At 65.4% G+C, this 22,704-nt stretch carries 26 protein-coding genes; 11 read left to right on the top strand and 15 right to left on the bottom strand.

Features of this window, described 5'->3' with window-relative positions; all coding sequences use genetic code 11:
* Window positions 1-16: 16 nt before the first annotated feature.
* The 11 genes from F3H87_RS03020 to thyX form a co-directional block, all read right to left on the bottom strand.
* The gene (locus F3H87_RS03020; RefSeq protein ID WP_149786513.1) at window positions 17-496 is read right to left on the bottom strand and encodes a GNAT family N-acetyltransferase; all 480 of its coding nucleotides are present in this window, start codon (window positions 494-496) and stop codon (window positions 17-19) included.
* Window positions 493-1,104, bottom strand: a complete 612-nt coding sequence (locus tag F3H87_RS03015) for a VOC family protein (protein WP_149786514.1) — start codon at window positions 1,102-1,104, stop codon at window positions 493-495. Before F3H87_RS03015 ends, F3H87_RS03020 begins: the two co-directional genes overlap by 4 nt.
* A 33-nt stretch (window positions 1,105-1,137) precedes the next feature.
* Window positions 1,138-1,524, bottom strand: a complete 387-nt coding sequence (locus F3H87_RS03010; protein WP_149786515.1) for a Na+/H+ antiporter subunit G — start codon at window positions 1,522-1,524, stop codon at window positions 1,138-1,140.
* 10 nt (window positions 1,525-1,534) lie between these two features.
* Window positions 1,535-1,804, bottom strand: coding sequence for a K+/H+ antiporter subunit F (locus F3H87_RS03005; RefSeq protein ID WP_149786516.1), 270 nt, complete (start codon window positions 1,802-1,804; stop codon window positions 1,535-1,537).
* A complete protein-coding gene (locus F3H87_RS03000; RefSeq protein WP_149786517.1) occupies window positions 1,801-2,292 on the bottom strand; it encodes a Na+/H+ antiporter subunit E in 492 nt (163 codons plus the stop codon). The genes F3H87_RS03005 and F3H87_RS03000 overlap by 4 nt, the downstream gene beginning before the upstream one ends.
* A gap of 4 nt (window positions 2,293-2,296) precedes the next feature.
* A complete protein-coding gene (locus tag F3H87_RS02995) occupies window positions 2,297-3,844 on the bottom strand; it encodes a monovalent cation/H+ antiporter subunit D (RefSeq protein WP_149786518.1) in 1,548 nt (515 codons plus the stop codon).
* Window positions 3,841-4,206, bottom strand: a complete 366-nt coding sequence (locus F3H87_RS02990; RefSeq protein WP_149786519.1) for a Na+/H+ antiporter subunit C — start codon at window positions 4,204-4,206, stop codon at window positions 3,841-3,843. Before F3H87_RS02990 ends, F3H87_RS02995 begins: the two co-directional genes overlap by 4 nt.
* 1 nt (window position 4,207) lies before the next feature.
* Window positions 4,208-7,072 carry a monovalent cation/H+ antiporter subunit A gene (locus tag F3H87_RS02985; protein WP_149786520.1) on the bottom strand — a complete coding sequence of 955 codons (2,865 nt, stop codon included), beginning with the start codon at window positions 7,070-7,072 and terminating at the stop codon, window positions 4,208-4,210.
* 323 nt (window positions 7,073-7,395) lie between these two features.
* A complete protein-coding gene (locus F3H87_RS21750) occupies window positions 7,396-7,569 on the bottom strand; it encodes a hypothetical protein (RefSeq protein WP_188129129.1) in 174 nt (57 codons plus the stop codon).
* A gap of 9 nt (window positions 7,570-7,578) precedes the next feature.
* Window positions 7,579-8,166, bottom strand: a complete 588-nt coding sequence (locus F3H87_RS02980) for a DUF6338 family protein (RefSeq protein ID WP_149786521.1) — start codon at window positions 8,164-8,166, stop codon at window positions 7,579-7,581.
* Between the two features lie 15 nt (window positions 8,167-8,181).
* Window positions 8,182-9,087, bottom strand: coding sequence for an FAD-dependent thymidylate synthase (gene thyX / locus F3H87_RS02975; protein ID WP_149786522.1), 906 nt, complete (start codon window positions 9,085-9,087; stop codon window positions 8,182-8,184).
* Window positions 9,088-9,315: 228 nt separating this feature from the next.
* On the opposite strand from thyX, the gene F3H87_RS02970 reads away from it, so the two are divergent.
* Genes F3H87_RS02970 through F3H87_RS02960 form a run of 3 tightly spaced genes read left to right on the top strand, consistent with a single transcriptional unit; the run spans window position 9,316 to window position 12,148 of the window.
* Entirely contained in the window at window positions 9,316-10,302 is a 987-nt protein-coding gene (locus tag F3H87_RS02970; protein ID WP_149786523.1) for a thymidylate synthase, read from the top strand.
* Window positions 10,271-11,695 carry a hypothetical protein gene (locus tag F3H87_RS02965; RefSeq protein ID WP_149786524.1) on the top strand — a complete coding sequence of 475 codons (1,425 nt, stop codon included), beginning with the start codon at window positions 10,271-10,273 and terminating at the stop codon, window positions 11,693-11,695. The genes F3H87_RS02970 and F3H87_RS02965 overlap by 32 nt, the downstream gene beginning before the upstream one ends.
* A gap of 24 nt (window positions 11,696-11,719) precedes the next feature.
* Window positions 11,720-12,148 carry a VOC family protein gene (locus tag F3H87_RS02960; RefSeq protein WP_149786525.1) on the top strand — a complete coding sequence of 143 codons (429 nt, stop codon included), beginning with the start codon at window positions 11,720-11,722 and terminating at the stop codon, window positions 12,146-12,148.
* A 19-nt stretch (window positions 12,149-12,167) separates the two neighbouring features.
* On the opposite strand, the gene F3H87_RS02955 is transcribed toward F3H87_RS02960, so the two are convergent.
* The 3 genes from F3H87_RS02955 to F3H87_RS02945 all read right to left on the bottom strand — a co-directional run bounded on the left by F3H87_RS02955 (window position 12,168) and on the right by F3H87_RS02945 (window position 13,428).
* A complete protein-coding gene (locus F3H87_RS02955) occupies window positions 12,168-12,665 on the bottom strand; it encodes a MarR family winged helix-turn-helix transcriptional regulator (protein ID WP_188129130.1) in 498 nt (165 codons plus the stop codon).
* Window positions 12,666-12,760: 95 nt separating this feature from the next.
* A complete protein-coding gene (locus F3H87_RS02950) occupies window positions 12,761-13,024 on the bottom strand; it encodes an FAD assembly factor SdhE (protein WP_149786526.1) in 264 nt (87 codons plus the stop codon).
* A 5-nt stretch (window positions 13,025-13,029) separates the two neighbouring features.
* The gene (locus tag F3H87_RS02945; protein ID WP_149786527.1) at window positions 13,030-13,428 is read right to left on the bottom strand and encodes a helix-turn-helix domain-containing protein; all 399 of its coding nucleotides are present in this window, start codon (window positions 13,426-13,428) and stop codon (window positions 13,030-13,032) included.
* Between the two features lie 85 nt (window positions 13,429-13,513).
* On the opposite strand from F3H87_RS02945, the gene F3H87_RS02940 reads away from it, so the two are divergent.
* Complete coding sequence (locus tag F3H87_RS02940) at window positions 13,514-14,716, top strand: pyridoxal phosphate-dependent aminotransferase (RefSeq protein ID WP_149786528.1); 1,203 nt, start codon at window positions 13,514-13,516, stop codon at window positions 14,714-14,716.
* Between the two features lie 35 nt (window positions 14,717-14,751).
* Entirely contained in the window at window positions 14,752-15,171 is a 420-nt protein-coding gene (locus F3H87_RS02935; RefSeq protein ID WP_149786529.1) for a hypothetical protein, read from the top strand.
* Between the two features lie 243 nt (window positions 15,172-15,414).
* Here F3H87_RS02935 and F3H87_RS02930 read toward each other — a convergent pair whose 3' ends face one another.
* Window positions 15,415-16,779 carry an MATE family efflux transporter gene (locus F3H87_RS02930; RefSeq protein WP_149786530.1) on the bottom strand — a complete coding sequence of 455 codons (1,365 nt, stop codon included), beginning with the start codon at window positions 16,777-16,779 and terminating at the stop codon, window positions 15,415-15,417.
* A gap of 121 nt (window positions 16,780-16,900) precedes the next feature.
* Here F3H87_RS02930 and F3H87_RS02925 point away from each other — a divergent pair, with 121 nt between their 5' ends.
* From F3H87_RS02925 to ptsP, 6 genes are all read left to right on the top strand, one after another.
* On the top strand, window positions 16,901-17,365 hold the full coding sequence (locus F3H87_RS02925) for an NUDIX hydrolase (protein WP_317511010.1): 465 nt from the start codon (window positions 16,901-16,903) through the stop codon (window positions 17,363-17,365).
* Window positions 17,366-17,421: 56 nt separating this feature from the next.
* Window positions 17,422-17,862, top strand: a complete 441-nt coding sequence (locus F3H87_RS02920) for a DUF1178 family protein (RefSeq protein ID WP_149786531.1) — start codon at window positions 17,422-17,424, stop codon at window positions 17,860-17,862.
* An 11-nt stretch (window positions 17,863-17,873) separates the two neighbouring features.
* Window positions 17,874-18,521, top strand: a complete 648-nt coding sequence (locus F3H87_RS02915) for an SDR family NAD(P)-dependent oxidoreductase (RefSeq protein WP_149786532.1) — start codon at window positions 17,874-17,876, stop codon at window positions 18,519-18,521.
* Window positions 18,518-18,970 (top strand): SgcJ/EcaC family oxidoreductase, encoded by a 453-nt coding sequence (locus F3H87_RS02910; protein ID WP_223227946.1) that lies wholly within the window; start codon window positions 18,518-18,520, stop codon window positions 18,968-18,970. The genes F3H87_RS02915 and F3H87_RS02910 overlap by 4 nt, the downstream gene beginning before the upstream one ends.
* An 83-nt stretch (window positions 18,971-19,053) precedes the next feature.
* Entirely contained in the window at window positions 19,054-20,292 is a 1,239-nt protein-coding gene (locus F3H87_RS02905) for an aspartate kinase (protein ID WP_149786533.1), read from the top strand.
* Window positions 20,293-20,455: 163 nt separating this feature from the next.
* A complete protein-coding gene (gene ptsP / locus F3H87_RS02900; protein WP_149786534.1) occupies window positions 20,456-22,699 on the top strand; it encodes a phosphoenolpyruvate--protein phosphotransferase in 2,244 nt (747 codons plus the stop codon).
* The last annotated feature ends 5 nt before the right edge of the window (window positions 22,700-22,704 follow it).

Genomic DNA, 22,704 nt, shown 5'->3' with positions numbered 1-22,704 from the left:
CGCTGTCAGGACGGTGTCAGAGAATTTTTTGCATCAGGATCAGGTCCATCCAGCGCCCGAACTTGAACCCCACCTCGGGCAGGCGCGCGACCTCGGCAAAGCCGATGCGCGCGTGGAAGGCGACGGCGGCGGGGTTTTCCGCGCTGACGCCGGCCCACATGCTGTGCACGCCCTGCCCTTTGGCGTGATCGCACAGGGCCGTCATCAGCGCGCGGCCGATGCCACGGCCATGCGCCAGCGGCGACAGGATCACCGTGTGTTCCATCGTCCGGGCATAGCCGGGACCGCCGCGAAACTGCGCATAGGTGGCGAAGCCCAGCACATGCCCGCCTTCGTCCGCGACCCAGAAGGCGCCGTCGCGCGCGGCGATATCCGCCTGCAGTCCGGCCTCGGTCTTTTCGGCAGTGGTGAAGGTGATCGCGGTATCGCGGATCATCGGGTTCCAGATCGCCGCGATCGCCTGCGCATCCGTGGCACGTGCCGGGCGGATCGTCATCGCAGCACCCGTTCGCCGGCAGGCGTTTCGATCACCGCCTCAAGCGCGGGGGTGTCGGCGGGCACAAAGGCGATCCGGCCATCCTCCAGCACCGGGGCCAGCAGCGCCTGCATTTCGTCGGCGCGCGGATGCAGGATGCGCAGGGCGGAAAGCCGCAGGCCGGAATTGGGCAGCCGGTCCATCGGATGCACATCGCCCTGCCATTCGATAAGCGCGGGGTGGCAATTGTCGAAGGGCAGATGCCCGTCAGCGGGCACGCCCATGCGCCAGCGCAGATCGCCCCGCGCCAGGTCGAGCGGTTCGCCCGCAGGCAGCCGCCCGAGCACGGCCTCCAGATCCGGCACCCGGCAGATCCAGTTGGTCAGGCGCGGCGGGCCCGAGAACCGGTCTAGGTCGAACCAGCGCGGCCGGCCGGGCGGCGGGGCGTCGGGGTCGATGGCGATCAGTTCGAGATACAGCCCGTCCTGCAACCCCAACAGCATGTTGTGCGTGCCCATCGCCGCGTGCCGGCCACCGGGCAAAAGCGGGATGCCCAGCAGATCCTCGGCAAAGGCGCGGCCCTCGTCCAGCGTTTCGGCGGCAACCGCGATGTGGTCGAGTGTCAGCATCTTCGCATCCCCTGCCATGACCGGCCCGCCCGGTCAGGCGAAGCCTTCGCCCTCGTCGTCGGATTCGGGCGGATCGTCATAGACCGACCAGCCGTATTCGCCCTCGCTCGACGGCAGGTCCGCTTCGCGCAGGTGGGCCTGGATATAGGTCTTGGCGATGAAATTGGCGCTGATCGGCGCGGTGATGAACAGGAACAGCGCGATCAGCAACTCGTGAAAGCTGAACGTGCCCTCGACCAGCAGGAAATACAGCATCGAGGCGATCAGCACGCCGCCCACGCCCAGCGTCGTGGCTTTGGTCGGCGCGTGCAGGCGCTGCATCGTGTTCGTCAGCTTGACCATCCCCAGCGACCCGACCAGCCCGAACACACCCGCCAGGACCAGGAAAAACGAGATCAGGATTTCCGTCGCAAGTTCCATCCGGCGCCTCCTATTCGATGATATCGCCGCGCAGCACGAAGCGGCAATAGGCCACGGTCGACACGAAACCAACCATCGCGATCAGCATCGACGCCTCGTAATAGACGGCGGTGCCGCGCCAGATCCCGTAAAGGATCAGCAGCGCGATGATGTTGATGACCATGGTGTCCAGCGCAAGGATGCGGTCGGCCGTGTCCGGCCCCGTGGTGATGCGCCAGAGGTTGAACAAAAGCCCCAGCCCGAAACAGCCGAAGGCGAAAAGCAGGGCCCAGGTGATCATTGGAACATCTCCTTCAGCCGCCATTCATAGCGTTGCTTGATGTCGTCGCGCACCGCCTCGGGGTCGTCGGTATGCAGGCAATGCACCAGGATCGCGCTGCCATCGGCCGACAGCATCGCCGAGACGGTGCCTGGCGTCATGGTGATGGTGCCGGCCAGCACGGTGATCGCCTCGGGCGAGGTCAGCTCCAGCGGGACGGTGATCCAGTGCGAGCGGATGTTGCTGTTGCGCCGGAACAGGATGATCGCCGCGACCTGGAAATTGGCGACGACGATATCCCACAGCACGATGAACACGTATTCGACCACCCGCAGCGGGCGCTTGATGATCGGGCGGCCCGGCCAGTAGGGCGCGGTGACGAAGGGGATCGCGATGCCCAGCAGCAGCCCCAGCAGCAGGTTGCCCGGCGTGACCTTGTTCACCAGGGCCAGCCACACGACAGCCAGCGTCAGGCTGAGCAAAGGGTGGGGGAAGACACGTTTCAACATGGGATCAGCCCTCCTCGTCCTGGCCCAGCACCGCGGCGACATAGCCGCTGCTGTCGAACAGTTGCCAGGATGCCGCGCCCAGATAGCCGCTGACCGGCCCGGCGAACACCGCCAGCCCCGCCAGCAGCGCCAGCGCCGCCGCCGTCGGTGCAACCTCGAGGAACCGGGCGGGCTCCGGGCTCTCGGCGGCGACCTCGTCGGCGGTGGCATCCGTGGGCGCGGGCCCGATCGCGGTGGATTTCCAGAACAGGATACTGCCCGCGCGGGCAAAGCCGACCAGCATCAGAAGCGAGCCCAGCAGGATCGCCACGAAGGCAATGGCCATTTCCGGCGTGTCCCGCATCGCATCGAGGATCAGCAGCTTGCCGAGGAACCCGCTGAGCGGCGGCATCCCCACCATCCCGATGGCCCCGGCAAAGAACAGCGCCGCGAACAGCCCGTTCTGCACGGTGGGCGACTGCGGGCGCAGCAGGTCGCCGGTGTCGCGCCGCGATACCACGAGGTCGGCCAGCAGGAACAGCGCCGCCGCCGAAAAGGTGGAATGCACGAGGTAGTAAAGCGCCGCGCTGGTCGCCTGCGGCGTGAAGGCCGCGACCGCGATCATCATCGTGCCCATGGAGCCCACGACCGAGAAGGACAGAAGCGGCATCAGCCGCCGCGCCCCCAGCACACCGATGGCGCCGACGGCCAGCGTCACGAGCGCCGCCGGCATCAGCCATGTGCCCGGCAGCCCGGCCAGCACCGGCACGTCGGGGCCGAACACCACGCTGTGCACGCGGACGATGGCATAAGCCCCCACCTTGGTCATGATGGCGAACAGCGCCGCCACCGGGGCGGGCGCGTTGGCATAGGTGCCCGGCAGCCAGAACTGCACCGGGAACAGCGCCGCCTTGATCGCAAAGACGATCATCAGCATCATCGCCGCCGAACGCACCAGTGCCGCGTCCTCGACCGGCAGGGCACGCACCTTTTCGGCGAGATCCGCGATGTTCAGCGTGCCGGTGGCCGCGTAAAGCGTGCCCAGCGCGAACAGGAACAGGGTCGACCCGGCCAGGTTCATCACCACGTATTGCAGCCCGGCCTGCAGGCGCACGCGCCCGCCGCCATGGATCATCAGCCCGTAGGAGGCGATCAGCAGCACCTCGAAAAAGACGAAGAGGTTGAAGGCGTCGCCGGTCAGGAAGGCGCCGCAGATCCCCATCAGCTGGAACTGGAACAGCGCGTGGAAATGCCGTCCGCGCGCGTCCCAGCCGGTCGCCGCCGCGTGCAGCAGCACGATCAGCGCCAGAAGCGCGGTCAGCAGCAGCATGACCGCCGACAACCGGTCGAGCACCAGCACGATGCCAAAGGGCGCGGGCCAGTTGCCCAGCGCGTAGGAAACGGTTTCCCCGCCTGCGGCGGTGACAGTCAGACCGATGCAGATCGCGGCCAGCGTGATGGTGCCCGCGAAGGACGCCGCACGCGCCAGCGTGATATCGTGCCGCATCACGAAGGCGATGACCGGCGCAAGGATGGCGGGCAGGACGACCGGGGCGATAATCCAGTGGTTCATGCGCCGGGCTCCTCGCCGGCGGGGCCGGTCGCGGTGTCGTCGTCCATGTCGATCCGGTCATGGTCGGCCTCGAGAAACGCGCCGAGCGCGATCATCACCAGAACCGCCGTCATCCCGAAGGAGATCACGATCGCGGTCAGCACCAGCGCCTGCGGCAGCGGATCGGTATAGCTGGCATCGCCGTATTTCTGCAGTATCGGTGGCGCGTTGACCATCAGCCGCCCCGTCGAGAACAGAAAGACATTCACCGCATAGGACAGCAGCGCCAGCCCCAGGATCACCGCGAAGGCGCGCAACCGCAGGATCAGGTAGACCCCGCCGGCGGTCAGCACGCCGACCGAGCTTGCAACCAACAGCTCCATGTCACTCCTCCCCCGGCTTTTTCAGCTCTGATTTCAGTGACGGATCGTAATCCATCGGCTCGATATTCACGGTCTCGCCCGCGTAGCGCGCGATGCGCGACAGGCTGTAAAGCATCAGCATCACCGCCCCCAGCACCGTCAGGAACACGCCCAGATCGAACAGGAAGGCCGAGCCGAGGCCGAATTTCTCGATCCAGGGCAGCTTGATATAGCCATAGATGCTGGTCAGGAACGGCGCCCCGCCCAGCCAGGCCGCGGCCCCCGTCAGGCCAGCCACCAGCACGCCCCAGCCGATCATCGAATGGTATTCGACCCGCTGACGCGTCTGTGTCCAGCCGAAGCCCGAGGCCATGTACTGCATCAGCAGCGCGATCGAGATCACCAGGCCCGCGACGAAGCCGCCGCCGGGCTGGTTGTGCCCGCGCAGGAAGATGTAGACGCCGACCATCGTGGCGATGGGCAGCATGGCGCGGGTCGCCACCACCATCATCAGCGGGTGGCGGTCGCGCGAGCGGTCCTGGCTGTAATCGGTGTTGCGCAGCCGGCGGGCGGCCGGGCCGGACAGCAGCGCCTCCATCAGGGCGAAGATGGTCAGCCCGGCGATGCCCAGCACGATGATCTCGCCGAAGGTGTCATAGCCCCGGAAATCCACCAGGATCACGTTGACGACATTGGTGCCGCCGCCGCCCTCGTAGGAATTGGCAAGGTGGTAGTCCGAGATGCTGTCGAAATCGCGCATCAGGAAGGCCATGGTCAGCGCGGCCACCCCCACCCCGGCGGCGATGGCGATCGCCCCGTCGCGCAGGCGCAGCCCGGCGCTGCTTTCGACCGGGGTGGTCTTGGGCAGGAAATGCAGCGCCAGCAGCAGCAGCATGATCGTCACCGTCTCGACCGAGATCTGCGTCAGCGCCAGGTCGGGTGCCGACAGGTAGACGAACCCGCCCGAGATCATCAGCCCGATGATCCCGATCAGCACCAGCGCGCGGAACCGGTTGCGGTGGTTGAACACCACCAGCGCCGCCGCCGCCACCAGCAGCACCCAGCCGACCATCACCACCGGCGCGACCGGCAGCAGCGGCCGCGTGGGCGGGCTGAGCGTTCCGCCGGAAAAGGCGATCCAGGTCAGCGCCACCGTGGCGGCGACGAAGATCGCCAGGTAGCGGCTGATCGCGCCGTTATGCAGCCCCTCGGTAAGCGCGCGCGAGGCCGCGACCGCCCCCGCCATAGTGGCGTCGAAGATCGCCTTGGCCTCGGGGCGCGGGGCAGCCTGCCAGGCGCGGTCGAGCGGGCGGTGCAGCCCCAGCAGGATCGCGCCGCCCGCCACCGCGATGATCGACATGAACAGCGCGGGCGTCACGCCATGCCAGAGCTTGAGATGCGGATGCAACTCGGCCCCGGTCACGGCGCTGGCCGCCATGGTCACCACAGGCTCGGCCAGGGCGGGAAATATCCCGATGGCCAGCACCAGCACGCACAGGAACGCCGGGGCGGCATACATGCCGAAGGGCGGATCGTGCGGCTTGGCGGGGTAATCGTCGCGCGCGGGGCCCGCGAAGACGTGGAAGATGAAGCGCAGCGAATAGGCCACCGACAACAGCGCGCCCAGCGTCGCCAGCACCGGCACGATCCAGTCGTTGCGGAACCACAGGGTGTGCGACGCCTCTTCCAGCATCATTTCCTTGGACAGGAAGCCGTTGAAGAACGGGATGCCCGCCATCGACAGCGCCGCCACCGTGCCGATCAGCGCGGTAATCGGCATGAACTTGGCCAGCCCGCCCAGCCGCCTGATATCGCGGGTGTGGGTTTCGTGATCGACGATCCCCGCCGTCATGAACAGCGCCGCCTTGAAGGTCAGGTGATTGATGATGTGAAACACCGCCGCGACCGCCGCCGCCTGCGTGCCGAAGCCCAGCAGCATCGTCAAAAGCCCCAGATGGCTGACCGTGGAAAACGCCAGCAGCGCCTTGAGGTCGTCCTTGAACAGCGCGATCAGCGCGCCCAGCACCATCGTCACCAGCCCGGTGATCGACACGATGTAGAACCACGCATCGGTGCCCGCCAGCACCGGCCACATGCGCGCCATCAGGAACACGCCCGCCTTTACCATCGTGGCGGAATGCAGGTAGGCCGAAACCGGCGTCGGCGCCGCCATCGCGTGCGGCAGCCAGAAATGGAACGGGAACTGCGCCGACTTGGTGAAGGCGCCCAGCAGGATCAGGATCAGCGCCGGAAGATACCAGTCCGAGGCGCGGATCGCCTCGCCCTGTTGCAGGATGTCGGTCAGGTTGTAGCTGCCCGCGATATTGCCGAGGATCAGCATCCCCGCGATCATCGCCAGCCCGCCCGAGCCGGTGACCGCCAGCGCCATGCGCGCGCCCTGCCTCCCCTCGGGCAGGTGTTTCCAATAGCCGATCAGCAGGAAGGAACTGAGGCTCGTCAGCTCCCAGAAGATCAGCAAAAGCAGGATGTTGTCGGAAATCACGATGCCCAGCATCGCGCCCTGGAACAGCAGAAGGTAGGTATAGAACTGCCCCATCGGATCGTCGCCCGACAGGTAAAACCGCGCGTAAAGCGTGATCAGCAGCCCGACGCCCAGGATCATGACCGCGAACAGCAGGCCCAGACCGTCGAGGAAGAAGCTGGCAGACAGGCCCAGCTGCGGCAGCCATGCGATCTGCGCGGTCAGCACCTCGCCCGCCATCACCTGCGGGGCCAGCACGCCCAGCATCGCCAGGGCGATGATCGTGGGCACTGCGGTGAAGGCGGCGCTGGCATTGCGCCCCGCCCGGATCATGATGCCCGGTATCAATGCCCCCAGAAAGGGCAAGAGGGCGATGATGGGTAGTAAGCCGCCACCGTTCGTCATGTCTGCTCCCTGTTATCGTTCCGCGCGGCCCCTTAAATCGGATGGGGCCACGGTTGAACAAGCGTTTTTTCGCCGTTCGGCCTAAGATAAGGGGGTGAGCGGCGGATGCCAGAGCGGTCGGGGCGGTTTTGGTCGGTTTTTTTGGGGGGGGCGGCCAACCCGGCTGACGTTCAAAGCGCATGTAGCGGCTCGCACTTCCGGCTTGAGTCTTTGTGTCCAAAGGCACGCCGGGCTACGCCATAGCCAGAAAAGTTAGTCAATCTGGTTCAAGCATCTTAAAAAAGAAGGCCGTCACCACGATGAGTGATTTCTCAAAGGTTGAATTAGTCTTCCTTACCGCTGGACGCCGAATCCGAGGATGGCGGATTTTTTGGTTCACCTGAACTGGTTGGCCCTTGGTAGCTATTTTGTGAGGTAACAACTCCTTCATTATTGTTCTGAGCCGGTCGATAAACTTTGTCGACATTTACTCTCGGATCTACTTTCTTATCACTCATTCATGCCTCCTAGTCAGATATCACTTCTATGTGCCTGATTTCATCCTCATGAAGCCAGATCCCGCGCTTTCGTCCATCAGATTCGAAATTACTAAAATCTTCTCTCCTAATGTCGTTGATGTAAATATCACGCCTCGATAAATCAGTTGATGCACCAGAGTTTCGGTCGAACCAGCCTCTGATTTTCGTGCCATCGGACAAGGTAACAACAATCCATTTATTACTATCCATTGTGCCAAACAAAAAATCCCAGCCTGTCGTAGCTGGGTGAATTGGATTTAAGCCTAGGGCCTCATAAATACGCTCAAACCACCTTTTCTGACTGGCAACACCCGAACATAGCCCCAAGAGCATCGGAATCAGGAAAAGCAACAAGAACAGTGGTATCCAACCCAACCATTTGAAATAAACAAAAATTGCACCAAAAGACGCATAATAGACAGATGAAATAATTAACAGTTCAACGATGCGCTCAGAAATTCTTGGGTGACGTCCTGATATAAAAGTATTCTTAAAGTAAGATATCAGAAATCCAGGCGACAGAAGGGAGACTGCCAAAACGACATCGGAGAAAGTAGTCAGACTAACTTCTGGCATCTTTTTTTTCTTAACCTACCCCAAAACCCCCACAAACTCCCGCCATTCCCCCTTGGACATACCGGAGTTTTCCTGTGTGACCTCTTCACCTTTCAACATCCGGCGGACACAATCAAGGGCTGTAGAAGAAAGCGTCGCGCCGCCCATGCGGTAATCCTCGAACGCCTTGTAAGCGAAGGGCACCCAGTCGGACACGATGTCGCAGATGGCGTCGGCATAGACGCGGATCTCGTATTGCGCGTGGGCGTCGGCGCGCAGGCGCAGGAAGTGCAGCAGGTTGTGCAGGTCGACCTTCCAGTACCATTGCGTATAGACATTGGCGGGCAGGTTCATCCGCGCCAGTTCGCGGGCAAGGCCCTGCTGCCCGTCCTGGCTGATCATTTCCTCGTAATGGTCATAGGCGCGCATCGCGTCGTCGCGCAGGTAGCGCAGCACGCGCTCGGCCTCTTCGCCCTCCAGCGCCTCGCCCCTGCCCTGGTTGTTGACCACCGATTGCGCGGCCAGCGCCTCGGGGGCGGGAATGTAGAATTCGCGGTCGAGGATCGAGTAGCGCGCGGAATATTCGTTCACGTTGGCGGTGCGGTGCCTGATCCACTGGCGCGCGACGAAGACCGGCAGCTTGACGTGCAGCTTGACCTCGCACATCTCGAACGGGGTCGAGTGCCAGTGCCGCATGAGGTAGCGGATCAGCCCCTCGTCGTTCTGCACCGACTTGGTGCCCTTGCCGTAACTTACCCGCGCGGCCTGGCAGATGGCGGCGTCGTCGCCCATGTAATCGACCACCCGGACAAAGCCGTGGTCGAGCACGGGAACGGCGGAATACAGGTGCTTTTCCATGCCTTCCGACACCGTGCGCAGCGTGGGCTGCGGGCTGGCACGCAGGTCGTCGATTTCGGCCTGTTGTTCTGGCGAGAGCGTCATGGCGCATCCTTTCTGTTCCGGGGCGAGTCGCCGCGACACTATATCTTGCGTTTCGCCGGGTGAAAAAGCCTATATCGCGGGGGTGGCAGATTGGCCGCGGTTGTTGATCGCCCTGCCCCGGATTGTTTATCAAATGTTGACTTTTGCCAGCGCCCGCCCGACTTTAGCCCGCAAACGACACCCCGATACGACAACGGGTGCATGAGACGCGAAACGAGGACAGGCGCGATGAAATCCTATTCCCTTTTGCTGTGCGCGGCACTGGCGCTGACGGCCTGCAGCGGCGATGGCACGAATCCGTTCGACAAGGATGACGAGGACACGACGGACCAGACCAGCGGCACCGGCGACGACAACACCGCCGACACCGCGGATATCCCCGACAGCCTGCGCGGCGACCTGGAAAGGCTGGTCTACGATTCCGCGACCCAGACCCTGACGATCACCGGCGTGAACCTGGCCTCCGGCGATTACGAGGCCGCTTATACCCGCGATCCCAGCCTAGATATCTACGATCCGGGTGGGAACCTGGCCTATGTCGCCTATGCGACGCAAAGCGATCCGCTCGACCGGCCTGCGATGGCCTTCGTGATGGAAAGCGGCAACTCCAGCTCGGTTCGTGGCGGGATGGTGATCACCGGCGGGCAGTTCAACCGCTATTTCGGCGGCACCTTCTATGAACGCGACGGGGATTACACGCCGCCGGCCAGCGGGCTGGTGTCCTATGCCGGCACCTATGTGGGCGGCACCAATATCCACGATACCGGCGGTGGCCTGCAGCCCCTTCCGTCCGGCACGAACCCATCGCTCGAATCGAGCTATCCGGCGATCATCGTCGGCGAGGTCTTTCTGAACGTGGATTTCGGCAACAACTCGGTGAACGGCAGTATCTATAACCGCGATTTCCGTGGTTATGCGGGTGTATACACCCTGCCCGATATCGTGCTGACCAGCACCGGGATCGCGGCCGACGGCACGTTTTTCGGTGAAACGGTGGAATATGACGGCATCCTCAACAACGATATCGGCGATTACGGCGGCATCTTTGGCGGGCCCAACGCCGATGGCGTGGCCGGTGGTGTGCATCTGACCGAATTCGACGGCCAGGGCGACCCGCTCGGGTTCGACTCCGAAGAGGAATACGGCACATTCGTGCTCGACAAGTGCGGCACGCCCGATGCGAATGCGACAATCTGTAGTTCGGTCAGCCCATAACCTGCTGGCTGCTGCCGCGCTTGCGGGGGCGGTATTCGCAGGGTCGGTTGCGGCGCAGGACCGCGGGGGCAGCGACGAGGTTACGCTGACACTCCCGCAGGTCCGTGCGGTCGCCCGCGAGGCGGTGCAGAACGGCGACGGCAAGCTTGCCGTGCTGATGGCGCGCGGGCTTCTTCAGGCCGATCCGCAGGATCCCTATGCGCTGTTCATCCTGGCCCGCGGGCTTGAGATGCAGAAACACCACGGCGCCGGGCGCCGGGCCGCCGGGCGGGCCTTCAGCGCCTCGGAAAAGGATGCCGACCGGTTCATGGCGGCGCAGATGGCCGCGCGCATGGCCTATGCCGACCGCCGCTACGGGCTGGCGCAATACTGGCTGCGCCGCTCGCTGGACCCGGCGCCGACCGAGGCGCTCAAGGAACAGGCGATCTCCGATTTCCGGCGCGTCCGGCAGGAAAACCCGTGGAACACCCGCTACCGGATCACGGTGCAACCCACCGACAACGTGAATTCCGGCACCGAGAACCCCTATTTCGTGGTCGATGGCCTGCCGTGGTACGGCGTGCATTCGCCCGCGGCAATGGCGCTGTCGGGCACCGAGATCCGGCTTGAGGCGCGCAGCAGTTACCGCCTGCGCGAGGATCAGGCTTCGGCCACGCGGCTGGCCGGGGAATTCGTCACCAAGCGCGTCCGCCTGTCGCAGGAGGCGAAAGATGCCGCCCCCGGCGCCGATGGCGACGATTTCGCCAGCACCCGCGCCGAGATCGGGGTGGATCACCGCTGGGCCGCCGGGGGCGATGCGCGCGCCAACGGTGTCGTCGGCGTCACCGCCGCCGTCGGGCAGGCCTGGTATGGCGGCGAGACCTCCTATGCCTATGGCAATGTCGGGCTGAACCGCAGCTTTACCCTGGGGGAAAACTCGCTTCTGTCGGTGCGGGCGGAATACGAGCGGCGCGAGGATGCGGTGGCCTATTTCGCGCGCTCGGATCACGTGCAGCTGCGCGGCGATTTCCGCCACAGGCTGCCGCAGGCCGCCGCGCTGAGCATGGGGCTGATCCTGGACCGCGCGGACAGCGACCGGGGCAATGTCGACGTGCTGCACCGGACCGCCTATGTCAGTTACGATTTCGGCGACGTGACCGGCCCCGTGGACCTGCGCCTGACGCTGGGCGCGCGCAACACCGATTATCCGCGCTATTTCATCGGGTTCTTCGAGGCGCCGGGCGGACGGCAGGACGATGCGGTCTTTGCCTCGCTCGACATCACGTTTTCCGAGATCGACTATGCCGGTTTCGTGCCGCGCGTGACCTTGCTGACGCAGCGGACAAGTTCGAACATCTCGCGGTTTGAAACCAGCTCGACCGCGCTATCATTTGGCATCGAGTCGAAATTCTGACACACGCAAAGGACGGAGCGGGCAATGAAAATCAAGTATCTGCACACCATGGTCCGGGTGAAGGACCTGGAGGCCAGCATGAAGTTCTACGAATTGCTGGGCCTGAAAGAGACCCGCCGCTACGACAGCGACGAGGGGCGGTTCTCGCTGATCTTCATGGCACCCGAGGGGCAGGAGGACTGCCCGGTCGAGCTGACCTATAACTGGGACGGCGATGACGGGCTGCCCTCGGACAGCCGGCATTTCGGCCATCTCGCCTATGCGGTCGAGAATATCTATGACATGTGCCAGCACCTGATGGACAGTGGCGTGACGATCAACCGCCCGCCGCGCGACGGGCGGATGGCCTTCGTGCGCAGCCCCGACAATATTTCGGTCGAGCTGCTGCAGGACGGCGATCCCCTGCCGCCGCAGGACCCCTGGGCCAGCATGGAAAACACCGGCCACTGGTAACGGCGCCCACGCCCGCCTGTCAGTAGATATAGCGGATCTGGTCGGTCCAGTAGCGTTCGACCCGGCGCAGCGAATGGGTGATGGCCTCGATCCCGTCGGCGCCCAGCACGCCCTTTTCCTGCAACCCCTCGGCGTGGCGGGCGAACAGGGTGGCGACGATGGCACGGATGTCGCGCCCCTTCTGCGTCAGGCGCACCCGCACCGAGCGGCGGTCGATCTCGCACCGCTGGTGGTGCATGTAGCCGGTTTCGACCAGTTTCTTGAGGTTGTAGCTGACATTGCTGCCCTGGTAATAGCCGCGGCTTTTCAGCTCGCCCGCGGTCACCTCGTTCTCGCCGATGTTGAACAGCAACAGTGCCTGCACCGCGTTGATGTCGATCACGCCCACGCGTTCGAATTCATCCTTGATGACGTCGAGCAGCAGGCGGTGCAGCCGTTCGACCAGCGCCAGCGCCTCGAGATACCCGCCCATGAAGCCCTGTTGATGCGCACCGGGCAGCTTGCTGTGCATACTCATCCATTTGTCTCCGTCCAGTGACTGCTCGGGACGGGACACTGAGGGAAAAAGCCGAACAATCGGTTAAACCCCGGGAATGGTTCGTAAAATGCGAATTACTCGGTATTGCCGACGACCTGACGGATATCGTCGACCAGCGCGGCAAAGCGGCCGGGCGGGGCCGCCTGGCCCGACACCCACTGATAGAGATCCTGATCGTTCTCGGACAGCAGCGCGTCATAGAGATCGAGTTCCGCCGCCGCGAGCGCGTCCAGCCGCGCCCCGCAATAGCGGATCAGGATCATGTCCATTTCCTTGGTGCCGCGCCGCATCGAGCGCATGTGCAGGCGTTTTAGGCGTATGTCGCGCGGTTCGGTCATGGCTGTCAGGTGCCGGATTTCAGCGTCAGGCGCAACTGCTTTTCCAGCCGCCCCAGCCGTTCGGCCGAGGCGGTGATCTGCGCCTTGAGGTCGCGGATCTCGACCAGCAGGTCGTTCACCTCGGGCGGGATCGTCGTCTCGTCTTCGGGCGCGGCCAGCCCGTCGCCCTCGCCGGTCAGCAGCCACATGATCGACACGTTCAGGATACCGGCCATCATCTGCAGGCGGTTGGCGCGCGGCTCGCTCATGTCGTTTTCCCAGGCGGTGAGCGTGCCCAGCTTGACGCCCAGGCGCCGGGCCATCTGTTTCTGCGTCATGCCCGCGGCCTCGCGCGCGGCGGCCAGCCGGTCGCCGAAGGTGGCCGCATCGGGGCCATACCAGTCGTTGGTGTCGGTCTGTTCCATTTCTCTCCGTTCCTCCGATCGTGCTTGATCGGTCTGCCGGCCAAGCCTAAGACAACGCGTAAGCGATTAAAACCGGGGGTGGCCCATGTCCTTTCTGTCTCAGACGCTTTCGCGCGTAAAACCGTCACCCACCATTGCGATGTCGAACAAGGCAGCCGCGCTGAAGGCTGCCGGCCACGACATCATCGGGCTGAGCGCGGGCGAGCCTGATTTCGACACGCCCGACCATATCCGCGCCGCCGGCATCGCCGCGATCGAGGCCGGGCATACCCGGTACACGCAGGTCGATGGCATCCCCGAGCTGAAACAGGCGATCTGCGCCAAGTTCGCCCGCGACAACGGGCTGGAGTACACGCCCGCGCAGGTTACCGTGGGAACCGGCGGCAAGCAGGTGCTGTATAACGCGCTGATGGCCACGCTGAACCCCGGCGACGAGGTGATCATCCCCGCGCCCTATTGGGTCAGCTATCCCGACATGGTGCTGCTGGCGGGCGGCCAGCCGGTGTTCATCGAGGCGCGGCTGGAAAACGCCTTCAGGATCACGCCCGGCCAGCTTGAGGCCGCGATCACCCGCAATACCAAGTGGTTCCTGTTCAACTCGCCCTCGAACCCCACCGGCGCGGGCTATACATGGGACGAGCTGAAGGCGCTGACCGACGTGCTGATGCGCCACCCGCATGTGCATGTCCTGACGGACGACATGTACGAGCATCTGGCCTATGACGATTTCGCCTTCTGCACGCCCGCGCAGGTGGAACCGGGGCTTTACGACCGCACGCTGACCGTCAACGGCGTATCCAAGGCCTATTGCATGACCGGCTGGCGCATCGGCTATGCCGCTGGGCCCGAGCCGCTGATCGCGGCGATCCGCAAGGTGCAGTCGCAATCCACCTCGAACCCCTGTTCGATCAGTCAGTGGGCGGCGGTGGCGGCGCTGAACGGCCCGCAGGATTTCATCGCCGAGCACAACAAGGCCTTCGCCCGCCGCCGCAACCTGGTGGTGGATGCGCTGAACGCCATTCCCGGTATCACCTGCCCCCGGCCCGAGGGCGCGTTTTACGTCTACCCGTCGATTGCCGGGCTGATCGGCAAGCGCACGCCGGACGGCACGGTCATCGACAGCGACGAAACCTTCGCCACCGCGCTGCTGGAGGCGAGGGGCGTTGCCGTGGTGTTCGGAGCGGCCTTCGGCCTGTCGCCCTGTTTCCGTATCAGCTACGCCACATCGGATGCGCAGTTGACCGAGGCGTGCAAACGCATTGGCGACTTCTGTGCCGAACTGGTGTAAGAGCAGCCGCAAGAGGCAGGAAAGCAGGGACAGGCATGGCTGGCGAATTGCCCCCGTATTATTTCCGCGTGCGTGACAACGGCGCGTTTGTGTTCCGCGTCGACACCGAGAACCGGCAGCGCCGGATCGACATGGACCAGATCGCGGTGGTCAACATCAATAACGGCCAGATCAAGCCGCATGGCGACCGCGCCCTGTCTGATGAGGATCTGGCCGCGATCCATGACTGGATGGCCGAACGGGTGCGCATCCTGGCCGGGCGCGACATCGACGACATCCTGCGCGCGGTGGATTACCTGAACCAGACCACCCACTGGGCGCAATCGCGCGCCACCGACGAACAGCTGGACCTGGTGACGGATTCGCTGTTGCTGGCGATGCACGACCTGCGCACCGTCCTGGTGCGCAAGAAAGCCGACCGGCTGCTGGCCGCGCGTGGTATCAGCGACGACTGAGGCCCCCCTGCGAGTGGAACGAAGCGGACGTTCGCGCGATGCGCCAGCCCGGAACGGCCGCGCAGCGGCCCGGGCATCGCACGGCCGCCCCCCCGCCGGGCGATTGGCTGCCGCAGGTGCCACGGTCTGAGGTAGGATGTCGCGGCACGATAAACTGCCATGCCAGCAGCGTCGGATCGCCCGACCGCGGCCATGCGCTGCCCTCTGTTCCGCCCAACTGGAAATGCCGGCTCAGACCCGCCGTCAGGCAACACCCCGCGACAGCGCCGGCAGGCTGATCCGCCAGAACCGCCACATCATGAAGACGCCCGCCAGCGCCAGCCCGCAGGCCAGCCCCAGCCAGATGCCGACACCGCCCATGCCCAGGGTGAACCCCAGCACATAGCTCATCGGCACGCCCACGGCCCAATAGCTCAGCGCCGCGATCACCATCGGCACGCGCGTGTCCTGCACGCCGCGCAGCAGGCCCAGCGCCATGACCTGCGCGGCATCGACAAGCTGGAACAGCGCCGCCGCCGCCAGCAGCCCGACGCCGACCGCGACCACCGCCGCGCGGTCGGGATCGTCCGGGGACAGAAACAGCCCGATCATCGGCTCCGGCAGCCCGAGAAACAGCGCGACGGTCAACACGACCATCACCGCCGAGATCGCTGTGATCACCGCACCGCCACGCCGCAACCCGTCGATATCGCCCCGGCCCATCGCCCGGCCCGCGCGCACGGTGGCGGCGTTCGACAGGCCCAGGTGCACCATGAAGGTGGCCGAACTGATCTGCAGCGCGATCCCATGCGCGGCCAGCGGCAGGGTGCCCAGCCAGCCCATCATCAGCGACGAGGCGGCGAACAACCCGACCTCGGCCAGGCTGGTGATGCCGATGGGCCAGCCCAGCCGGAACACCGCGCCGAACGCCTCCCGGTCCGGGCGCCAGACGCGGCTGAACAGCGCGTGTTCGGGCGTCACCAGCCCGGCATAGACGGCCAGCCCCGCCGCCGACACCAGCTGCACCGCCAGCGACGCGATGGCCGCGCCGCGAATGCCCAGTTCGGGCATTCCCCAGTGCCCGAAGATCAGCGCGTAGTTGACCAGCATGTTCACGAACACCGCCGCCACCGTCACCCACAGCACGACCTGCGCGCGTTCCAGCGCGGCAAGATAGGATTTCAGCACCATCACGAACAGCGCCGGAAGGATCGCCCAGCCGGCGATGCGCAGGTAATCCTGCGCGCCTGCGGCAACGCCCGCCTCCTGCCCGGCCAGCAGCAACAGCGGCCCCGACCACCAGAAGACCGGCATGCAGGCCAGCCCGAACAGCATCGACAGCCATTGCGCCATGCGGGTGACGCGGCGCACCTCGGCCATGCGGCCGGCGCTTTCGGCCTCGGCCACCATCGGCATCACCGCCCAGGCGAATCCCGATCCCATGATGAACAGCACGAAGAACAACATGCCGCCCAGCACCTGCTGCGCCAGCACCTCCACGTCGTACCAGCCCAGCATGACCGCATCGGTCAGCGTCACGGCAAACTGCGCCAGGTGGCTGCCGATCAGCGGCAGCCCCAGCCCGAGGATCGCGCGCGCGTGGTCCCGATATGAAGTTTGCGACGTCATCCGCCCGCCTTACCCGCGCCCCCTGCCCCGCGCAAGCACCCGCGCGCCGGGGCTTGATCGGGTCGGGCTTTCGGGCGACAGTCGGGCGGGCAAGGGGCAGAGCGAAACAGGAACCAGCGACGTGGCACGGCATTTTTCGTCCAACGCGATGCTGGCGCATCATGGCGATGTGCGCACGCAATATGCCGCGCTTTGCTATCGCATCCGCAAGGACAAGCCGCAGTTCCTGCTGATCACCTCGCGCGGGACCGGGCGCTGGATCGTGCCCAAGGGCTGGCCGATGAAGGGCAAATCCCCCGCCAAGGCCGCGCTGCGCGAGGCCTGGGAAGAGGCCGGGGTGCGCGGGCAGGTCGGCAAGGACGCGATCGGCATGTTCTCCTACCGCAAGGTGCTGGGCCGCAAGCGGCTGGCGCCCTGCGTGGCGCTGGTGTTTCCCGTCGCGGTGAAATCGCTCGACGGCAGCTTTCCCGAGGCCAAGCAGCGCCGCCGCAAGTGGTTCGGCCGCAAAAAGGCCGCCGCCCGCGTCAGCGACCCGGAACTGGCCGAACTGATCCGCAATTTCGATCCCCGCCCGCTGCGCCGCTAGCTTGAACTTTCGGCGCTCGCGGTTATGTAATGACTGGATATTTCCGGTAACGCGCCATGATAAAATTCACGCTCAAATGTGCCGATGGGCACCGTTTCGAAAGCTGGTTCCAGTCCGCCGAAGCCTTTGACAAGCTCAGGGCCGGCGGCATGGTGGCCTGCGCGGTCTGCGGTGCGACAGGGGTGTCCAAGGCGCTGATGTCGCCGCAGGTGCGCCCGGGACGCAAGTCCGACGCCGCCGCAAAGGCGCAGGAAAAGCCGCTCAGCGCGCCGGCCAGCGCCGCCGAGCAGGCGCTTGCCGATCTCAAGCGCAGGATCGAGGCCAGTTCCGATTACGTCGGCATGAATTTCGCAAGCGAGGCCCGCGCCATGCACGAAGGCAGCACGCCCGAACGCGCGATCTATGGCGAGGCCAGGCCCGACGAGGCCCGCAAGCTGATCGAGGACGGTATTCCCGTGGCGCCCCTGCCCTTCGTGCCCGGGCGGAAATCGAACTGAGGGAAACGCAGATGCATGTCGTCATCACAGGCGCCGCCCGCGGCCTGGGCCGGGCCCTCGCCGATGCCTATACCGCGCGGGGCGACCGCGTGACCGGCACCTCGCGCGCGGGCGGAGGCGGGCTGTTGCGGGTGGATGTGACGCAGGCCGCGGACATAAGCGGCATGGGCGCGGCGCTGGATGCGCAGGCGGTTGACCTTCTGGTCTGCAACGCGGGCGTCTATCCCGACAAGGGCCAGAGCCTGGCCGACGGCTATCCGCCGCAGATGTGGGCCGATGCCTTCGCGGTCAACGTGACCGGCGTGTTCCTGACCGTGCAGGAGCTTTTGCCGAACCTGCAGATGTCGGGTGCGCCCCGGATCGCCATCATCTCGTCGCAGATGGCCAGCCACACGCGCGCGCCGGGCGGCAGCTATATCTACCGCGCCTCCAAGGCGGCGGCGCTGAACCTCGGGCGCAACCTGGCCACCGACCTGGCGCATCTGGGCATTGCCGTGGGCATCTATCACCCCGGCTGGGTGCAGACCGACATGGGCGGCACCGCGGCCGAGATCACCGCGGACGAGGCCGCCGACGGGCTGCTGCGCCGCTTTGACGAGCTGGACATGGCCGGCACCGGGTGTTTCCGCACCTGGGACGGCCGGGACCACCCCTATTGACCGCCCTGCCGACAGAACCGGGCGATATCCCCCGCGCCTTTGCCGCCGCGTGGATGGCGCGGGATGCGCGGGGGCTGGCCGCGCTGTTTGCAGAGGACGCGGAATTCGTGAACGTGGTCGGGCTGTGGTGGCATGACCGGGCGGCGATCGAAAAGGCGCATGATTACGCGCTGCACAGCTTTTTCGCCGACACCGACCTGAAGCCCGGCACGATCCGGGTGCGGACAATCGGCGATGACGTGGCGGTGGTGCAGTGCCGCTTTACCCTGACCGGCCAGCGCCTGCCGGATGGCGGCGCGGCGGGCCCGCGCCGGACAATCCTGACATTCGTCGCACGCGCAACACCGCAAGGCTGGATCACGCAAGCCGCGCAGAACACCGATATCGTCGACGGGGCCGAAACCCTGGCCCGGTCCGGCCCCTTGCGCGCGGCGGATTACCGCGCCTGACCGGCTGCCGCCACGGCATTGATATCTTGCCCTTTCGCGCAACTGCGCCTAAACCGCGCGGAACTTGAACGTCGGGGACTCCCATGCCCATTCTCGTGATGAAATTCGGCGGCACCTCGGTCGCCACACCGGACCGGATCAGGCGCGCCGCGAAACGCGTGGGCGTCGAAGTGGCCAAGGGCTATGACGTGATCGTCATCGTCTCGGCAATGGCCGGCGAGACAAACAAGCTGGTGGGCTATGTCAACGAAACCTCGCCGCTTTACGACGCGCGCGAATACGATGCCATCGTCAGCTCGGGCGAGAACGTGACCGCCGGGCTGATGGCGCTGACGCTTCAGGAAATGGACGTGCCCGCGCGCAGCTGGCAGGGCTGGCAGGTGCCGGTGAAAACCAACAGCGCCCATGCCTCGGCCCGGATCGAGGAGATCCCGACCGGCAACATCACGGCCAAGTTCGGCGAAGGGATGCGCGTGGCCGTGGTCGCCGGGTTCCAGGGCGTCAGCCCCGAGGGGCGCATCACCACGCTGGGCCGCGGCGGCAGCGACACGACGGCGGTGGCCTTTGCCGCGGCGTTCGGCGCGGAACGCTGCGATATCTACACGGATGTGGACGGGGTCTATACCACCGATCCCCGCATCGCGTCCAAGGCGCGCAAGCTTGACAGGATCGCCTTCGAGGAAATGCTGGAACTGGCCAGCCTCGGCGCCAAGGTGCTGCAGACGCGCTCGGTCGAGCTGGCCATGCGCTACAAGGTCAAGCTGCGCGTCCTGTCCAGTTTCGAGGAACAATCCGACGAGGCGGGCACGCTCGTCTGCGATGAGGAGGAAGTCATGGAAAACCGTCCCGTTTCGGGCATCGCCTACAGCCGCGACGAGGCCAAGATGACGCTGGTCAGCGTCGCCGACCGCCCCGGCATCGCCGCCGCCATCTTCGGCCCGCTGGCCGAGGCCGGCGTCAACGTGGATATGATCATCCAGAACATCGCCGAGGCCGGCCGCACCGACATGACCTTTTCCTGCCCGGTCGACCAGGTGAAGCGCGCCGAAAAGGCCCTGAACGACGCCAAGGCCGCCGGTCACATCAATTTCCACGACCTGATCGCGGATACCGACGTGGCCAAGATCTCGGCCGTGGGGATCGGGATGCGCAGCCAGTCGGGCGTCGCCGCAAAGATGTTCAGGACGCTGTCCGACGAGGGCATCAACATCAAGGTGATCGCCACCTCGGAAATCAAGATCTCGGTGCTGATCGACCGGAAATACATGGAACTGGCCGTGCAGGCCCTGCACGACGCGTTCGAACTGGAAAAGGCCGGCTGAGCCTGCGGGCCGCGCGACCTGCCCGTTTCGCACGCATGAAGGGCATCGGCACGGCGGCTTTCCACCGCAGCCTACGAGAAACCCGTTCAAATCCGGCCCGCCTTGTGTTCTAACATGTCGGGCCGGATCGACGGCGCACCACCTTGGGACAGCGGCACCACTCATGCCAGAAACCACCGAAAGCGAAAGCCGCAAGCTGCTGCGCCGGTTGCGCGACACCATGGCCGAAGAGGCCGCGGGCCAGGAGCGGCTGGACAAGATCACCCATCTGATCGCGGATTCGATGGGAACCGAGGTGTGCTCGATCTACCTGTTCCGCGACGACGAAACGCTGGAGCTGTGCGCGACCGAGGGCCTCAAGGCGGAAGCAGTGCACCAGACCCGGATGCGGCTGGGCGAGGGGCTGGTGGGCCGCGTGGCGCGCACCGGCAAGATCGTCAACTCGGCCGATGCGCCCACCGAAAAAGGGTTCCGCTACATGCCCGAAACGGGCGAGGAGATCTATTCCTCGTTCCTCGGCATCCCGGTGCAGCGGCTGGGCGAAAAGCTGGGCGTTCTGGTCGTGCAGTCGCGCGAGGCGCGCGAGTTTTCCTCGGACGAGGTCTATGCGCTGGAAGTGGTGGCGATGGTGCTGGCCGAGATGACCGAGCTGGGCGCCTTCGTGGGCGAGGGCGCGGCGCTCAAGGCGCGGCACCAGCAGCCGGTCATGTTCCGCGGCACCACCGGGCAGGAGGGCGCCGCGCAGGGCCATGTCTGGCTGCACGAGCCGCGCGTGGTGATCACCAACCCGGTGGCCGAAGACCCCCACAAGGAGCTTGGCCGCCTGCACGAGGCGGTCGACCACCTGCGCGTGCGCGTCGACCAGATGTTGCAGGGCGCGGCCACCGGCGACAAGGAACAGATGGAGGTGCTGGAAGCCTACCGGATGTTCGCCAATTCCAAGGGCTGGATGCGCCGCATGGAAGAGGACATTGCCCGCGGCCTGTCGGCCGAGGCAGCGGTGGAAAAGGAACAATCCGCCGCGCGCGCGCGGATGAGCCAGGTCAGCGATCCCTACCTGCGCGGGCGGTTGCACGATCTCGACGACCTGTCGAATCGCCTGCTGCGCATCCTGACCGGACAGGGCAGCGAAACCGGCGCCGAGATGCCCCCCGACCCGATCCTGATCGCCCGCAATATCGGGCCGGCGGAACTGCTCGATTACGGCCGCAACCTCAAGGGAATCGTGCTCGAGGAAGGATCGGTCGGCAGCCATGCCGCCATCGTCGCCCGCGCGCTGGCGATCCCGCTGGTGATCCATGCCGAACGCATCACCACCGAGGCGCTGAACGGCGATCACATCATGGTCGACGGCGAACAGGGCATCGTGCACCTGCGCCCCGACGAAACCGTCGTTTCCGCCTTCCGCGACAAGATCGCCATGCAGGCGCAGGCGCTGGAACGCTATGCCTCGATCCGCGACAAACCGGCGACGACACTGTGCGGCAAGACGATCGGGCTGCACATGAACGCGGGCCTGATGGCCGACCTGCCCAGCCTCGAAGGGTCGGGCGCCGAGGGGGTGGGCCTGTTTCGCACCGAGCTGCAGTTCCTCGTGCGCAACCAGATGCCCAAGCGGCACGAGCTGGCCGCGCTTTACGCCCGCGTGCTGGATGCGGCACAGGGCAAGCGCGTGGTGTTCCGCACGCTCGATATCGGTTCGGACAAGGTGCTGCCCTACATGAAGCCCAACGACGAACCCAACCCCGCGCTCGGCTGGCGGGCGATCCGGGTCGGGCTGGACAAGCCGGGCGTTCTCAGGATGCAGTTGCAGGCGCTGCTGCGCGCCGCCGCCGGGCGGCCGCTGACGGTGATGTTCCCCTTTGTCGCGCAGTTCGAGGAATTCACCGCCGCGCAGGCCGAGATGGACAAGGCGATCGCGCGCGAAAAGATCCTGGGCCACGTCATCCCCGAAAAGATCGAGGTGGGCGCGATGCTGGAAACCCCCAGCCTCGCCTTCGCGCCCGACAGGTTCTTCGAGATGGTGGATTTCCTGTCGATCGGCGGCAACGACCTCAAACAGTTCTTCTTTGCCGCCGACCGCGAAAACGAACGGGTGCGCCGCCGCTACGATACGCTGAACGTGTCGTTCCTGACCTTTCTCGAACAGATCGTGGCGCGGTGCGAGGCATCGGACACCGACCTCAGCTTTTGCGGCGAGGATGCGGGCCGCCCCGTCGAGGCCGCCTGCCTGGCCGCCATCGGCATCCCCAACCTGTCGATGCGCCCGGCCTCGATCGGGCCGGTAAAGAACATGCTGCGGCGCACCAACCTGGACGATCTGCGCGGCGTGATCCACGCCGCCCGCGACCGGGGCGAGATGTCGGTGCGCAGCGCGGTGCTGGAACACCTGCGCAACGGCGGCTGATACCC

The organism is Lutimaribacter pacificus (assembly GCF_900142185.1).
GTDB classification, from domain to species: domain Bacteria; phylum Pseudomonadota; class Alphaproteobacteria; order Rhodobacterales; family Rhodobacteraceae; genus Lutimaribacter; species Lutimaribacter pacificus.
This window is presented reverse-complemented; position numbering and strand designations above follow the sequence as displayed.

What these genes read in the sequence shown, in the direction of transcription:
- F3H87_RS02920 (WP_149786531.1), top strand. Translation starts at nt 17,422, where the DNA reads ATGATAAAATTCACGCTCAAATGTGCCGATGGGCACCGTTTCGAAAGC.
- F3H87_RS02970 (WP_149786523.1), top strand. Translation starts at nt 9,316, where the DNA reads ATGAAATCCTATTCCCTTTTGCTGTGCGCGGCACTGGCGCTGACGGCC.
- F3H87_RS02990 (WP_149786519.1), bottom strand. Translation starts at nt 4,206, where the DNA reads ATGGAGCTGTTGGTTGCAAGCTCGGTCGGCGTGCTGACCGCCGGCGGG.
- F3H87_RS03010 (WP_149786515.1), bottom strand. Translation starts at nt 1,524, where the DNA reads ATGGAACTTGCGACGGAAATCCTGATCTCGTTTTTCCTGGTCCTGGCG.
- F3H87_RS02940 (WP_149786528.1), top strand. Translation starts at nt 13,514, where the DNA reads ATGTCCTTTCTGTCTCAGACGCTTTCGCGCGTAAAACCGTCACCCACC.
- F3H87_RS02950 (WP_149786526.1), bottom strand. Translation starts at nt 13,024, where the DNA reads ATGACCGAACCGCGCGACATACGCCTAAAACGCCTGCACATGCGCTCG.
- F3H87_RS02905 (WP_149786533.1), top strand. Translation starts at nt 19,054, where the DNA reads ATGCCCATTCTCGTGATGAAATTCGGCGGCACCTCGGTCGCCACACCG.
- F3H87_RS02935 (WP_149786529.1), top strand. Translation starts at nt 14,752, where the DNA reads ATGGCTGGCGAATTGCCCCCGTATTATTTCCGCGTGCGTGACAACGGC.
- thyX (WP_149786522.1), bottom strand. Translation starts at nt 9,087, where the DNA reads ATGACGCTCTCGCCAGAACAACAGGCCGAAATCGACGACCTGCGTGCC.
- ptsP (WP_149786534.1), top strand. Translation starts at nt 20,456, where the DNA reads ATGCCAGAAACCACCGAAAGCGAAAGCCGCAAGCTGCTGCGCCGGTTG.
- F3H87_RS03005 (WP_149786516.1), bottom strand. Translation starts at nt 1,804, where the DNA reads ATGATCACCTGGGCCCTGCTTTTCGCCTTCGGCTGTTTCGGGCTGGGG.
- F3H87_RS02930 (WP_149786530.1), bottom strand. Translation starts at nt 16,779, where the DNA reads ATGACGTCGCAAACTTCATATCGGGACCACGCGCGCGCGATCCTCGGG.
- F3H87_RS02960 (WP_149786525.1), top strand. Translation starts at nt 11,720, where the DNA reads ATGAAAATCAAGTATCTGCACACCATGGTCCGGGTGAAGGACCTGGAG.
- F3H87_RS03000 (WP_149786517.1), bottom strand. Translation starts at nt 2,292, where the DNA reads ATGTTGAAACGTGTCTTCCCCCACCCTTTGCTCAGCCTGACGCTGGCT.
- F3H87_RS21750 (WP_188129129.1), bottom strand. Translation starts at nt 7,569, where the DNA reads ATGAGTGATAAGAAAGTAGATCCGAGAGTAAATGTCGACAAAGTTTAT.
- F3H87_RS02980 (WP_149786521.1), bottom strand. Translation starts at nt 8,166, where the DNA reads ATGCCAGAAGTTAGTCTGACTACTTTCTCCGATGTCGTTTTGGCAGTC.
- F3H87_RS02915 (WP_149786532.1), top strand. Translation starts at nt 17,874, where the DNA reads ATGCATGTCGTCATCACAGGCGCCGCCCGCGGCCTGGGCCGGGCCCTC.
- F3H87_RS03020 (WP_149786513.1), bottom strand. Translation starts at nt 496, where the DNA reads ATGACGATCCGCCCGGCACGTGCCACGGATGCGCAGGCGATCGCGGCG.
- F3H87_RS02985 (WP_149786520.1), bottom strand. Translation starts at nt 7,072, where the DNA reads ATGACGAACGGTGGCGGCTTACTACCCATCATCGCCCTCTTGCCCTTT.
- F3H87_RS02945 (WP_149786527.1), bottom strand. Translation starts at nt 13,428, where the DNA reads ATGGAACAGACCGACACCAACGACTGGTATGGCCCCGATGCGGCCACC.
- F3H87_RS02965 (WP_149786524.1), top strand. Translation starts at nt 10,271, where the DNA reads ATGCGACAATCTGTAGTTCGGTCAGCCCATAACCTGCTGGCTGCTGCC.
- F3H87_RS03015 (WP_149786514.1), bottom strand. Translation starts at nt 1,104, where the DNA reads ATGCTGACACTCGACCACATCGCGGTTGCCGCCGAAACGCTGGACGAG.
- F3H87_RS02995 (WP_149786518.1), bottom strand. Translation starts at nt 3,844, where the DNA reads ATGAACCACTGGATTATCGCCCCGGTCGTCCTGCCCGCCATCCTTGCG.
- F3H87_RS02955 (WP_188129130.1), bottom strand. Translation starts at nt 12,665, where the DNA reads ATGAGTATGCACAGCAAGCTGCCCGGTGCGCATCAACAGGGCTTCATG.